We start from the raw sequence: 13,510 nt of genomic DNA on the forward strand, positions 1-13,510 counted from the left end.
CGCCGGTGTTCCCCCAGCTTCTCCGCCGCGCCCCGCCCCGAGCGCGGCCCCCGCGTCACTGGATCCCGTACTCCTTGAGGCGCCGGTAGAACGTCCGGCGCGGCAGGCCCACGACCTGTGCCGCCTTCACCCGGTTCCAGTTACAGCTCGAGAGCGCGACAAGGATCCGCTCCCGCTCGCTCGCCTTGTGCGCGTCCAGCGACGTCTCGACGCGGTGTGGGTCGCTCGACGGCGGAGCCCGGCCCGCGCTCGCGGGCGCCCCGCCGCCAGCGGGCGCTCGCGGCGGGGGCGTGGCGCCGCTGTCGAGCGAGCCCCGCAGCGACCGAGGCGCCGCGTCGGGGAGCTCGAAGTCCTCGCTCTCCAGCTCGGGGCGATCCGACAGGACCCACGCGTTGAGCAGCACGTTCTCGAGCTGCCGCACGTTCCCGGGCCAGGTGTACGCCGACAGCCGCTTCAGCGCGGCGCGGGACACGCTGCGGCGATCGCGGCCGTAGCGCGCGGCGAAGATCCCGAGGAAGTAGTCGATGAGCAGCGGGATGTCCTCGATCCGCTGGCGCAGCGACGGCACCCGCACCTCGACGACGTGCAGCCGGTAGTAGAGATCCTCGCGGAACGTGCCCCTCGAGACCATGTCGGCGAGATCCCGGTGCGTCGCCGCGATGACCCGCGCGTCGACCGGCTCCTCGCGCGCGCCGCCGACCGGACGGACGACCTTCTCCTGCAGGACACGCAGCAGCCCCGCCTGCATCTTCTGCGGCATCTCCCCGATCTCGTCGAGCAGGATGGTGCCGCCGGTCACCTCCCGGAAGAGTCCCTTGCGGTCGCGATCGGCGCCGGTGAACGCGCCGCGGACGTGCCCGAAGAGCTCGCTCTCCAGCAGGTGCTCCGGGATCGCGCCGCAGTTGACGCCGACGAACGGCTTCTTCGCCCGCGGGCTCGCGTTGTGGATCGTCCGCGCGACGACCTCCTTGCCCGTCCCGCTCTCGCCCGTGATCAGGATCGGGATGTCCGTGTCCTTCACCCGGTCGATGAGCGCGTAGACGCGGCGCATCGCCTCGCTCGTGCCGACCAGGCCCTCGTAGCCGAAATGGCCGCGGATCACCGCGCGCGCCGAGCGCAGATCCCGCCGCGTCGCGGCCAGCTGCGCGGTGCGGTGGCCGAGGAGCTCCTCCAGCTTGGCGCGCGCCGCGCGCAGCTCCTCGTTCGCGCGCTCCAGCTCGCGGGCGCGGCGCTCGTTCTCGCTCACGAGGCGCGCCGTCTCGATCGCGATCGCGACCTGATCGGCCAGCGCCGTCAGCGTCGGGAGCTCCACCTCGAACTTCGCCGCCGCGCTCAGCCGGGTCTCCAGGTACAGCGCGCCGATCACCTGCCCGCTCCGCTGCCGGATCGGGACGCACGCGACCGACTGCAGCATGAGCTGGTGCACGGAGACGTAATCGCTCATGCGCGCGTCGTCCCGCGCGCTCGCGGTCACGACCGGCTCGCCCGTGGAGATCACCCGCTCGGCGATCGAGCTGGAGAAGCGCGCGTGCGGGTCGTCCCCCGCCTGGTCGCGCGAGGCGTGGATCGAGAGATCGACCGCGCCTTCGCCCCCGACCTGCTGCAGCTCGTCGCGCGGCGGTCGCTGCAGGATGATGAACCCGCGCTCCGCCTGGAGGAGCGCGATCGCATGATCGGTCACCTTCGCCAGCAGGCGCGTGAGATCGTGCTCGCCGGCGATCTCGCGGTTGATCTCGAGGACCCGCGCCAGCCGGTCCTCGCCCTGGGGGGCCGCAGCGCCTGCCTGAGCCGCCGCGCTCTGCTGGGTGAACGGCACCGTGCGGCTGCTCATCAGCTCGAGCATCGCGGCCGCCCGGATCTCCTTGCGCCGCGCGTCGTTCCAGAACACCTCCCGGAGGTCGCGCGGCAGCTTCGAGGCGATCTCCTCCAGCGTGATCAGCGCCTCCTCGCGGTCGTGGCGCGCCCGGATGAGGTGCCCCCGCTCCGTCTCGAGCTGCGCCCGCGCCTCCAGCGCGCGCCAGATCCAGTCGCGCTGGCCCGCGGCGCGCGCCGCGTCGAGCGCCTCGTCGTACGCCGCCCGGGCCCGCCACTCGTCGCGCGCGAGCGCCGCGACGCGGCCGCGCGCGAGCGCGAGCAGGGCGCGGTGGGCGCCGGTCGTCCCCAGGCGCTCCGACGCCACGTCGATCTCCTCGCCGAGGGCGCGCGGATCCGCGCCGGCGCGCGCCACCGCGAAGAGCACGCGCTCGAGCCGCGCCTCGACCCCGTCGATGCGCCGGCCCATCGCCTCGTACGCCTCGGCGCACTCGAGGCAGAGCCGCTCGGCCTGCTCGAGATCGCCCGAGCGCGCGGCGTGCTCCGCCTCGAGCGCGAGCAGCTGCGCCTGCTGCTGCGGCGCGAGATCCGCGCGCTGGGCGGCGAGCGCGTCGAGCGACACCCGGGCCCGCGCGAGCCGCCCGAGGTAGAGGTCGAGGTTCGCGAGGTTGAGGAGCGCCTGGCGGATCGTCGCCACGCGGCCGGAGCGCCGGCCCAGGTCGACGGCGGCCTCGAGGTGGCGGATGGCCGCGCCGAGGTCGCCCTGGAGCTTCGTGAGCGCGGCGAGGTTCAGGCGGGTCGTCGCGAGCGTGCCCGCGTCGCCGGCCTGCTCCGCGGCCGTGAGCGCCTCCTCGTAGACCGCCTTCGCCTCGCTGAGGTGGTCGTCCCGCTGGAGCGCGAAGGCGAGCGACACGAGCGCGACCGACAGGATCCGCGGCTCTCCCGTGAGCCGCGCGAGCCGGACCGCGTGCTCCAGCGTGCGCTTCGCGTCCTCGTGCCGCGAGGCGAAGCTCTGCGCGAGCCCGCGCGTCGCCACCGCCTCGGAGACGATCGCCTCGGGCGAGGCGCCGAACGCGGCGGCCGTCGCGAGCTCGGGGCGCGACGCGCCGGTCAGCTCCGCCTCGATCTTGAGCGGGCCCACCCGCTCCACGGCCTCGCCCGCGCGGCGCTCCGCCTCGCCGTAGTCGCCGGCGCGCACGAGCGCGCGGGCCATCTGCAGCGACCAGAACGCCGCCAGGGCGTGATCGCGCGAGGCCTCGACCTGGTCCTTCACGCGCCCGAGCTCGGCGAGCGCCCTCGCCGTGTCGCCGCGGTTCATGGCGAGCCGCGCGCGCGCGATCGTCAAGGTGGGCACCGCGGCGGCCGAGCCGTCGCCCTCGTGCCGCCCGAGCGCCTCCGCGGCCGCGTCGAAGTGGCCTCGGTCGAGCAGCCGGTGGATCTCCGCCGGCGGCAGCGCCGCCCCCTCGGCGCCCGCGCCGCCCGGCCCGGACGCCACCGCGCTCGTCGGGGGCGCGTCGAGCAGCCGATCGACGTCCTCGGTCGACGCGACGGGCGCGCGCGCGATGCACGCGACGATCTCGCGGATGCGCCCGGGCCACCGCCCCGCGCGGGAGACGACGTGCGCCGCCACCGCGTCGCTCAGCGACGGGATGGTGCGCTGCACGAGCTCGCGGGCGACCTGCTCGTCGAGCGGCGCCATCTCGAAGCGCTCGAACCCGCGGCCCAGGCGCGCGGGTGAAGGCGCGTCGTCAGCGGGCGCGTCGCGCGCCGCGCGCGGCGCGCCTGGCCCCCGGTTTGCGCCGCTCTCCGATGGATCCCCGAGCACGAGCACGAGCTTGCCGCCGGCCTTCCGCACCTCGTCGAGCCGCTCGATCGCCGCGTCGCCGAGCCGATCGGCGTCGTCGACGAGCGCCGTCACCCGGCCGAGATCGTGCTCCGACAGCTCGATCGAGAGCGCCTCGCGCTGGTCTGCCACGCGGGCCGCCTCGACCCACGCGACGGCGTAGCCGCCGACCTCGAGCGACCACGCGATGCGCCGGAGCAGCGCGCTCCGCCCGGAAGCGCGCGGGCCTTCGATCGAGAGCCCGCCGCCCGCGGGCAGCGCCATGATCTGCGCGAGCAGCCGCGTGGAGGGCGCGTCCAGCCCGACGATGGGCCAGACCACGGCGCCCGCGTCCGCGTCGGGCCGCGCGCCCGCCTCGCCCGACCTCGCGGCCTCCTCTCCCGGCCCGGAGGGGAGCCGCGCCGCGCGCCGGAGCGCGTTCGCGAGCTCGTCGGCGCTCGGGTAGCGCGCGTTCGGGTCCTTGGCGGTCGCCCGGTCGACGACCCCCTGGAGCGCCTCGACGACCTTCGGATCGCGCTCGCCCCCGCTGTCGCGGAGGGCCTCGGCGAGCGTCGCGCCGAGCGCGAACACCTCGGCGCGGACGGTGAGCGGGTCGCCCTTGAAGAGCTCCGGCGCGGCGTAGCGGGGCGTGAGGCCCACGGGCCGCGAGCCGTCGTCCCGGAACGGCGCGGCGAGGCCGAGGTCGACGAGCGTGGCGCGGCCGCCCTCGCCGACGATGATGTTCGCGGGCTTCACGTCGCCGTGCAGCAGGAGCGCGCGGTGCAGGCGCGTCAGCTGATCGGCCGCGTCGGCGATGGCCGCGAGGTTCCTGGCCAGGTCGCCCTTGCGCGCGAGCAGATCGGCGAGGCTCGTCCCCTCGACGAGCTCGCGCACCATGAAGGGCCGCCCTGACGCGGGCAGCCGGCCGAAGCGCAGCACGCGCGGCACGCCGAGGCCCTCGACGCCCGACAGCGCCGCCGCCTCGCGGACGAGCGCGAGCACCTCCGGCTCGTCCGCCTCCTCGCCGAGCGTCTTCAGCGCGGCCGTCTTGCCGGTGAGGCGGTCGCGCACCGCCCACACCTCGCCACCACCGCCCTTTCCGAGGGCCCCGATCGGCTCATAACGCGGCGGAAACAGCGGACGCGACGTCACCTCATCCCTCGATCAGAGGCCATACCCCGCGGACAGCCCGAAGAACAACCCTGTGATGGAGAAGCCGGCGTCGAGCCGCGTCTGAAGCTGCTTGATCGGCTTGTACCGAAAGCTGAGCTGCGGGAACGAGATCCACGGGAACACCGACGGCTTGGAGCCTCCGTTGATCCAGCTCGGCTCGTCGTAGTCGCCGAAATGCTCGTTGGAGCCGTCGCAGAAGCCGCCGGTCGGGCCGGCGCACTTGCTCCACGAGCCCACGTCGTCGGGGTCGAGGCGCGACGGGTTGTTCGGGTACGCCTGCGCGCGGTAGAGGTTGCCGAAGACGACGCCGAGCCCGACGCCGCCGCCGATCAGCAGGGAGAAGCGGCCCTTCTCCTTGTCGAGCGGGATCTCGTAGAGGAGATCGGTCGTGAAGTAGACGAGCTTCATGGTGCTCGACACCATCTCCCAGGCGTCGTTGCCGTCGTTCTTCCCCTTGAAGAGGAAGGGATCCATCGAGTAGTCCGCGTAGGAGATCGCCAGATCGATCTCGAGCCCGTCCCTGCGCGTCGAGAGCTCCGGGCCGAAGGTGAACACGTTCACGCTCGACCCGCCGTCCGCGAAGAGGTTGATCATCGCCTTCGGCACAATGAGGTTCCGGAACCGGAGCCCGGCGAACCGATAGGTCTTGCCCTCCCTCTCGAACGGGGCGTTCTCATCCGCCGCCTCGGGCGGCGCTTCCTGCGGCTTGTCCTTCTCGCCAGGCGCCTTGTCGTCCTGCGCCTTCTCGTCCGTGGCCTGCTTCTCGGCAGCAGGGGAGTCGTCCAGGTTGCCTTCGGCGTCGTCCTTGGGCTGCGCGCCGGCGCTCGATGAGAAGCACACGGCGCCGAGCAATGCGGCGAGCGCGGCGGCCCTTGCGTGCACCCCGACCGCGAGCTGCCGACCCATCTTCACGTGGTACATTGTAGGTCACCTAGCGATGCGTAAGTTCAGGGCCGGGCTCCGCGCCCACGGAACGGGCGCGCCGAGGCCAACATCGGGTTCTCCGCGCGCCCCGGTGGACCGGGCACCAGCGAGGGGGAGGGTACACGAGACGCAGCGCCGTGTGACGCCTGCGGACCGCCCACGGCGGAGCTTTTTCCACGACCGCTCGCCAGAGCGCGCCTGCTCGTGATCGCCGTCGGTGGCCGTGCGATGTTGGCGCGGCAGGGCCCCACGGCGACGGCATTGCTGGCGGACCAAACGAGGTTGCACACAGCAAAATAATCCGCAATAGACGGAAAGGATGATCCTGCATCAGGCCCAGGTCGAGCAGACGATCGACCGCGACGAGCGGGACAGGTTCATCAAGGAGCTCGTGGTGGTGCGGGTCCGCAGCACCGCGCACGAGTCCCCGCCGGCGAGCCGTGGGATCGAGGGGGCGCGCGCGCCGGGGGTGGAGGACGCGGAGCCGGTGGAGCGCGATGTGCCGCTGGCGATGATCCGCAAGCGGAGCGCGCGGCTCCGGAGCACGGTGGCGAGCGTGCTGCTGGTCCACGGGTACGGCCAGAACCGGTACATCTGGCACCTGCCGTCGCGGAGCTTCTCGAACTACCTGGCGCGCGCGGGCTTCGACGTCTTCAACCTGGACCTGCGGGGGCACGGTCGGTCGCGGCACCTCGGGGCGCGGCGGCCGGCCCACGTGACCGATTTCGTCCGCGAGGACGTGCCGGCGGCGATCGAGGAGATCCGGCGCATCTCGGGTCCGCGGCCTGTGTACCTGATCGGCCACTCGCTCGGGGGGCTCGTCGGCTACGCGACGGCGCCGACGATGGGGGACGCGGTCGGCGGGATCGTCACGCTCGGGAGCCCGTACCTGTTCACGCACGGGTCGCGGTCGCTCGCGCTGCTCGGCCGGCTGATGCTGACGGTCGACCGGCGCGTCCCCCTCGGGCAGGGGGCGCTCCCGCTGTCGGCGTGGGGCGAGCCGTTCCGGTTCGTGCGGGCGTTCGTCGAGAGCCCGATCTTTCCGCTGCCGATCCGGGGGTTCGTGCCCGGCTCGATGGAGACGCGGGTGCTCACGCAGCACATGTCGCTGGCGATGGACAGCGGCAGCATCACGGTGCTCCGGAACATGTTCCTGGACGCGGCGGCGTCGCGGAAGAGCGGCCACCACATGGGGAGCCTCTTCGGCTACGCCGAGCGCTTCGAGCAGCTCGACCTGCCGCTCCTGGTCATCGCGGGCACGCACGACGACCTCGCGCCGCCGGCATCGGTGAAGCCTGCGTACGATTTCAGCCGCTCCTCGGACAGGACGTACCGCGAGTTCCCGCGCGGCCACCTCGACATCGTCGTCGGCCGGGACGCGCCGCTCACGGTGTGGCCGCTCATCGAGGCCTGGCTGAAGACGCGCATCCGGCGGGCGGCGGCGAGGGAGCGCGAGCAGCTGAGCGCGTAGGACGCCACGCGAGGGCGCCGGCGCGACTGCTATCGTAGGCTGATGACCATCGAGCTGCGGCAGCTGGCCCCCGAGCAGCACGGCGAGTTCGTCCATCCCATCCTCACCGCCTTCGGCGCGCTCGTGAACCCCGAGCGCCTGGAGGCGACGAAGCGGCTCCGGGAGCTCACGTATGGCCTCGGCGCGTACGACGGCGAGTCGCTCGTCGGGGCGGCCGGCACGTTCTCGCTCACGATGACCACGCCGGGCGGCGACGTCCCGGTCGCCGGGCTCACGATGGTCGGGGTCATGCCGACGCACCGCCGCCGCGGCATCCTCACGCGCCTCGTCCGGCGGCACCTCGACGAGGCGCGGGCCGCGGGGCAGCCGATCTCCTCTCTCTGGGCCACGGAGGGCTCCATCTACGGCCGCTTCGGCTACGGCCTCGCGTCGCAGGCGTGCTCCATCTCGATCGAGCGCGATCGCAGCGCGTTCCGTGGGGAGGCGAGCGCGGAGGGCCGGGCGCGGCTGCTCGGGGAAGCCGAGGCGCTCGAGGCGTTCGCGCCGGTCTGGGAGCGCGCCCGCCCGCTCGTCCCCGGGATGCTGGCGCGCTCGGAGCCGTGGTGGCAGGGCCGGCGGCTCTGCGACAACGACTTCATCCGCCAGGGGGGCGGCCCGCTCCAGCGCGTCGTGATCGAGGTCGACGGGCGCGCCGAGGCCTACGCGCTGTACTGCGTGCACCACCGGTTTGACGCGTCCTCGATCCCGATCGGCTCGGTCCGCGTCATCGAGGCGATCGGCGCCTCGCCGCTCGGGACCAGGCTCGTCTGGCGGTACCTCTTCGACATCGACCTGGCGCAGCGGATCGAGGCGAGCCTCCTTCCGCCCGATCATCCCCTCGGCATGCTCCTCGTCGAGCCGCGGCGGCTGCGCCTCACGGCGAGCGACGGGCTGTGGGTGCGCATCGTGGACGTCGAGGCCGCGCTCGCGGCGCGCGCCTACGGTAGCGGCGAGGCGCTCACGCTCGAGATCACCGACCGCGATTGCCCCTGGAACGCGGGCCGGTTCCAGCTCGACGGGGGCGAGCGGCGCGCGACGCGGACCACGGCGGCGCCGGACCTCCGCCTCGACGTCACGGCGCTCGGCTCGGCGTACCTCGGCGGCGTCTCGTTCCGTTGCATGGCCGACGCGGGCCAGGTCGAGGCGCTCTCCGGAGGCGCCATCGAGCGCGCGGACAGTCTGTTCCGCGCCGCGCGCGCCCCGTGGTGCCCCGAGATCTTCTGAAGGCCAGGCCCCGATGACGCTCCCGCTCCGCGGTGTCTACGCGGTGACCCCGACCCGCCGCCGCCGCTTCCTGTGGGCCGCCTGGTGGACGGCCGAGCCGGCGCGCGACCCGTTCCGCCCTCCGGACGCGAGCCAGGGCGGCGCGCGGACCGTCGAGGAGGCGCGGGCGCAGGCCGAGCGCGCGGCCGGGCGCCCGCTCGTCGAGATCGAGCCGGCGTGGGCGACGGCCTGGACGCGCATGCTGCGCGGCGAGCCCCCGTGGCCCAAGCCGCGCGCGCGGCGGGAGGCACCCCCGCCGCCGCCACCCGGGCCGTCGAGCCGCGCGCCGTCGCGGCCGGCGTCCGCGCGCGGCGTGTCGCCGTTCGCGGTGCTCGGCCTGGCGGAGGCCGCGAGCGCGGACGAGATCCGCCAGGCGTTCCGCCGGCTCGCGCTCGTCACGCACCCCGATCGCGGCGGCGACGCCCGCGAGTTCATGCGCGTCAAGTGGGCCCACGACGAGGCGATGGCCAGGCTGTCGCGGCCCAAGCGCCGGTAGTGGTGCTACGGGGATCCGGGGCTAAGGGTGGCTCGCCGCGGCGACCTTCCCCGCCTCGTCGAGGAGCGGCGCGTACTCGCGCGCGAGCAGCGGGTTGCCGCGGAGCGCCTGGTCGAGCAAGGCCCCGGCGCGCTGGGCCAGATCCAGGCGCGCCGCGCGCTCGCGCTCCGCCTTCGCCCTCAGGAGGAGCAGCGCGCCTTTCCTGGCGCTCGCCAGCGGGAAGCCCGGGTCGATGGCCAGCGTGCGCTCGATCAGCGCGAGGCCCGCCTCGACCTCCGAGCGCACGTCGAGGAGCCCCGGCCCGGTCAGGGCGGCGCGCTGCCGGTGGACCTCGGCCAGGGCGCCGAAGATCCTCGGATTGCCCTCGTTCGCCTCGAGGGCGCGGAGCAGCGAGCGCTCCGCGGCGTCGAGCGCCGCCGCAGGGCTCCCGCCGCGCGACGCGGCCCACCGCGCCGAGAGCAGCTCGATGTGCCCGAGCGCGAGGAGCGCCCCCGCGTGCTGCGGCCTCGCGGCCACGATGGGCTCGATCGCGCCCCTCGCGGCGCGGAGCGCGGCCGTCGGATCCCCTCCCCGGAGGAGCGCCCCGTGCGCCGCCTCGATGCGCGCGAGGCCCGCCCCCTGCTTCGCCTCGAGATCGTCCGGGTTGAGGTGCGCCGCCGCGCCGTACGCATCGATCGACCGCGCGAGCGAGACCTCCGGGCTCCCCCCGGTGAGCCGCTCGTGCCGGCCCTGGATCAGGTAGGTCAGGGCCAGGTTGTTGTAGGCGCGGTAGCTGTCCGGGCGCCGCCGCAGGGCCGCCTCGAGGCTGTCCTTGGCCACGTCGAGCGACTCCTCGGGCGACGCCCCGTGGTCGAGCTCGTACTGCGCGCGCCGCGCGTAGAGCCAGCCCTGGTTGAGGAGCGGCGGCATGTCGTTCGGCGCGATCTCGATCGCCCGCTCGGCGTACGACGCGCCGATCTCGAAGAGGGGGAGGGGATCGGCGCCGCGGGACGCGGCGTACTCGGCCATCATGCCGTAGGCGATGGCGGCGTCGTTCCACGCCCAGAAGGAGTTCGGGTCGAGGGCGAGCGACCGCTGCGCGCTGTCGACCGCGCGGCCGAGCGAGGGCCACGCGTCGAGCCCCACGGCGCTCTCGTGCGACGCGAGGAGGAAGAAGCTCGCCCCCATCGCGCCGTACGCGGTCGCGTCCGACGGGTCGCCCTGGACCGCTTGCTCGCTGGCCGCGACCGCCTCGACGAGGTCCGACCTCGGGTCCGAGCCGCGCGACAGGTCGCGCCTCCCGCGGTGCACGAGCGCCCAGGCCTTCTTGGCGAGCGCGCCGCTCGCCCGCGGGTTGGCCCGGAGCGCCCTGTCGCACCGGGCGATGATCTGCGCGACGACCTCCTCCGCGTCTCCGCCGCGCTGCGCCTCGATCAGCATGATCTCGCTCAGGGCGCGCGCGGCCGCCTCGTGGACGTCGGGATCGCTCTCGGCCATCTCCGCCGCGGCCTCGTACGAGGCGACGGCGCCCCAGAACTCGACGAGCGCCGCCGCGTGCTCCCCGAGGTCGCGCGCCGCCGTGCCCTTCGCGAGCAGGATGTCGCCCTCGAGCTTCTTCGCCTCGTATTCCCAGGGCGATCGCGCGAACGCTAGCCGCGCGTCGGCGAGCGCCTCGTCGAACCGCCCCTCGTAGAGCGCGATGAGCGCCACGGCGTACGACGGCGGCTCCGCGGCCGATCTCACGCTGTCCCTCAGGTACCTGATCGCCGGCTGCTTGTGCCGCTCCTCGAGCTCGAGCTGGTGCGCGGACCGCTCCCCTTTGTCGGCGAGGCGCCGCGCCCGATCGAGCCCCTTCAGGTAGAGCATGCCGTGCACGAGGCCCGCCGCGAATTTCGCCTCGCGCGTGGCGTACCCGCTCGCGAGCGCCGCCTCGAGGTGCGCGAGCGCCTCCTCGGGCTCGTGCAGCGCGAGGTGCCCGCGCCCGAGCGCGTAGCGGCCAGGGCCCTCGACGAGATCGCCCGTCGTCTCGCGCATGCCCTGCATCTTCCGGTCGATCTCGCCCAGGCGCGCCCGGATGACCTCCTTCTCCCGCGACACCTCGTGGAGGGGGAGCGCGTAGGCGTAGCGCATGAACAGCTCCATCTCCTTGACGTCCTGACCGAAGCCCTCGGCCAGGGACGCCACGCGCGCGGCGAGCTCGGCCTGCCGCGCGGCGGCGAGCTTCGCGCGGAGGGCGACGGCGCCCGAGAGCGCGAGCACGACGAGCGCCACGGCGGCCGCCGCGACCGCGAGCCTGTGCTTCCTGGCGCGCTTCAGGGCGCGGTAGCCGATGCCCATCGGCCGCGCGTGGATCGGCTCCCCCTCGAGGTAGCGCTCGAGATCGAGCGCGAGCATCTTCGCGGAGTCGTACCGCCGCTGGGGCTCCTTCTCGAGGCACTTCATCACGATGGTCTCGAGATCGACCGGGATCCGCTTGTCGATCTTTCGCACCGGCGCCGGCAGCTCCCGCGCCACGCGGGCGATGAGGCTCGTCACCGAGGGGTCGACGAACGGCGGGCGCCCGGCGAGGACCTCGTAGAGCGTGGAGCCGAGGCAGTAGACGTCCGTGCGGCGGTCGAGCTGGCGCTGGCCCCCGGACACCTGCTCGGGCGCCATGTACGCCGGCGTCCCCTCGCCGCTCGCCGTCGCTCGGGCGTCCGCCGCGGTGTCCCTCGCGAGCCCGAAATCGAGGAGGTAGGGGCGGAAGGCGCCCTCGGCGGTCCGCTCCACCAGGATGTTCGCCGGCTTGATGTCGCGGTGGATCAGCCCGAGCCGGTGGGCGGCGTGCAGGCCGTCCGCGACGTCGGCCACGATCTTCACCCGCTGCTCGAGGGACAGCTGCTGCGCCACCCGGTGGAGCGGCTGGCCGTCGATGTACTGCATGGCGATGAACGGCTGGCCCTGCGCCTCGCCCACCTCGTACACCTTGCAGATGTTCGGATGCTCGACCCGGGCCTGGGCCCGCGCTTCCCAGATGAAGCGCTGGGCGAGCTCCGGATCGTTGCCCCGTATCAGCTTGAGCGCCACGTACCTGTGGAGTCGCGGGTCCCTGGCCTTGTAGACCGTGCCCATTCCCCCTTTCCCGATGAGCGACTCGCACTCATACCGATCCCAGTTGCGGATGGGAAACCTGCTCGGCACGCGCGACGAGGGCGGCTCGACGCACTGGAAAACCGTTTCCTGCGCGGCGCCCGAGCTCCCCGGCGGGGCGGAGCGGGGCGGCCTGCTCTGGGGCGCGATCGAGACGGGGCGGGACGTGGGCTCCTCGCTCGCCGACCACGCGGCGTTCGCACTCTCCGGGCCCGCTCCTCCCATTCGGCTCATGACTCGGACCCTTTTCAACAGCGAAGGTGGAGCCCCCCAGCGCATGGCCTCGAATCGCCATCATCCCGGAGCGCCCGGCCGCGTGCCAGTGAGCGCCTCGCTTCAGGCGTGAGCTACGAGCGATATGACAAAACTGTCGCCCAACGGTAAACCTGAGTTTACGTCCATGTCAACACCCCGGACTGGGCCTGTCGCCGCGAAGAGGCCAGGGTGCGATGCGCTCGACGGGGCGATGGGCGTGGGGCGGGAACAGACGGCGGGCGCGCCGGTCAGCGACGTTCAGCGACGTTCAGCGCCGCGCCGACGACAGCGCCAATGAACGATCCAACGAGAGAGCAGCGAGGAGCGGACGCCGTCCGCGACGCTATTTGTGGGGCGCGCGACATGATGCCGAGGTGGGTTCAGCTGCTCCGCTGCTCATGGGCCCGCCGGCGGGCTGGTCAGTACTTGACGGTGCAGCCGAACGCCTCGGTCTCTTTCGTGGAGATCGCCTTGCCGGCGGCGAGCTCGGTCAGCGCGGCATCGACGTAGTTCGTGACCTGCTCGCCCGGCTCGGGCTCACCGCCCTTCGTGCTGTCGATGGCGCCGGCGTAGACGACCGTGCCCTGCGGATCGATGACGACCATGTGCGGTGTGCGCTGGGCGCCGTACGCGCGCCCCACGTCGCCCTTCTCGTCGATGAGGACCGGGTAGCTCATCCCGAACTCGCCCTTTGCCTTCACGTTCTCTTCCTTGCCGGTGCCCTGCTTGCCTGGAGCGCCCGAGTTGATGGCGAGCCACACGACCCCCTTCTGGGCCTGCTGCGCCGGCACGTCCTTCAGGCCGCCCTGGCGGTGCGCGAGCTGCACGAACGGGCAACCGGGGTTGAACCACTCGAGGACGACCGTCTTGCCCTTGTGATCGGCCAGCTTGACGGGCTTGCCGTCGAGGTCCGGCAGCGTGAAATCGGGCGCGGGCTGGCCGATCTTGGCCTGGGCCGCCTTCGCCTGGGCCGCCGGCGCGTCCGCGGCCTTCGCCTTCGGGGCGTCGGCCTTGGCGGGCTGCGGCGCGGCGGCGCCGGTGGCCGCGGGCGCGCTCGCCTCGCCGGGCTGGGTGCACGCCGCGAGGGCCGCGGCGAGGAACGTCAGGGAGATGAGCTTGTTCATACGGGGACGCTTACCACGCGTCG

At 73.7% G+C, this 13,510-nt stretch carries 7 protein-coding genes; 3 read left to right on the top strand and 4 right to left on the bottom strand.

The annotated features are described in order from the left end of the window. Window positions 1-55: 55 nt before the first annotated feature. Together WMF12_RS01555 and WMF12_RS01560 are read right to left on the bottom strand one after the other, a co-directional pair. Window positions 56-4,786, bottom strand: coding sequence for a sigma 54-interacting transcriptional regulator (locus WMF12_RS01555; protein WP_437860720.1), 4,731 nt, complete (start codon window positions 4,784-4,786; stop codon window positions 56-58). Window positions 4,787-4,798: 12 nt separating this feature from the next. Next, window positions 4,799-5,728 (bottom strand): hypothetical protein, encoded by a 930-nt coding sequence (locus WMF12_RS01560; protein WP_437743828.1) that lies wholly within the window; start codon window positions 5,726-5,728, stop codon window positions 4,799-4,801. A gap of 322 nt (window positions 5,729-6,050) precedes the next feature. On the opposite strand from WMF12_RS01560, the gene WMF12_RS01565 reads away from it, so the two are divergent. Genes WMF12_RS01565 through WMF12_RS01575 form a run of 3 tightly spaced genes read left to right on the top strand, consistent with a single transcriptional unit; the run spans window position 6,051 to window position 9,000 of the window. Continuing rightward, the gene (locus WMF12_RS01565) at window positions 6,051-7,202 is read left to right on the top strand and encodes an alpha/beta fold hydrolase (RefSeq protein ID WP_437743829.1); all 1,152 of its coding nucleotides are present in this window, start codon (window positions 6,051-6,053) and stop codon (window positions 7,200-7,202) included. A 42-nt stretch (window positions 7,203-7,244) separates the two neighbouring features. Next, complete coding sequence (locus tag WMF12_RS01570) at window positions 7,245-8,465, top strand: GNAT family N-acetyltransferase (protein WP_437860771.1); 1,221 nt, start codon at window positions 7,245-7,247, stop codon at window positions 8,463-8,465. Between the two features lie 13 nt (window positions 8,466-8,478). After that, entirely contained in the window at window positions 8,479-9,000 is a 522-nt protein-coding gene (locus tag WMF12_RS01575) for a J domain-containing protein (protein ID WP_437860789.1), read from the top strand. Between the two features lie 21 nt (window positions 9,001-9,021). Here WMF12_RS01575 and WMF12_RS01580 read toward each other — a convergent pair whose 3' ends face one another. Together WMF12_RS01580 and WMF12_RS01585 are read right to left on the bottom strand one after the other, a co-directional pair. Then, window positions 9,022-12,342 carry a protein kinase domain-containing protein gene (locus WMF12_RS01580; protein ID WP_437860809.1) on the bottom strand — a complete coding sequence of 1,107 codons (3,321 nt, stop codon included), beginning with the start codon at window positions 12,340-12,342 and terminating at the stop codon, window positions 9,022-9,024. Between the two features lie 440 nt (window positions 12,343-12,782). After that, window positions 12,783-13,487 carry a thioredoxin family protein gene (locus tag WMF12_RS01585; RefSeq protein WP_437743833.1) on the bottom strand — a complete coding sequence of 235 codons (705 nt, stop codon included), beginning with the start codon at window positions 13,485-13,487 and terminating at the stop codon, window positions 12,783-12,785. Between the last annotated feature and the right edge of the window lie 23 nt (window positions 13,488-13,510).

The sequence above is a fragment of the Sorangium sp. So ce363 genome (assembly GCF_051520435.1).
GTDB lineage: Bacteria > Myxococcota_A > Polyangia > Polyangiales > Polyangiaceae > Sorangium > Sorangium cellulosum_B.

Excerpts from the sequence above, each read along its gene's own strand:
- WMF12_RS01585 (WP_437743833.1), bottom strand. The coding sequence starts at position 13,487 with ATGAACAAGCTCATCTCCCTGACGTTCCTCGCCGCGGCCCTCGCGGCG.
- WMF12_RS01575 (WP_437860789.1), top strand. The coding sequence starts at position 8,479 with ATGACGCTCCCGCTCCGCGGTGTCTACGCGGTGACCCCGACCCGCCGC.
- WMF12_RS01565 (WP_437743829.1), top strand. The coding sequence starts at position 6,051 with ATGATCCTGCATCAGGCCCAGGTCGAGCAGACGATCGACCGCGACGAG.
- WMF12_RS01560 (WP_437743828.1), bottom strand. The coding sequence starts at position 5,728 with ATGTACCACGTGAAGATGGGTCGGCAGCTCGCGGTCGGGGTGCACGCA.
- WMF12_RS01570 (WP_437860771.1), top strand. The coding sequence starts at position 7,245 with ATGACCATCGAGCTGCGGCAGCTGGCCCCCGAGCAGCACGGCGAGTTC.
- WMF12_RS01580 (WP_437860809.1), bottom strand. The coding sequence starts at position 12,342 with ATGAGCCGAATGGGAGGAGCGGGCCCGGAGAGTGCGAACGCCGCGTGG.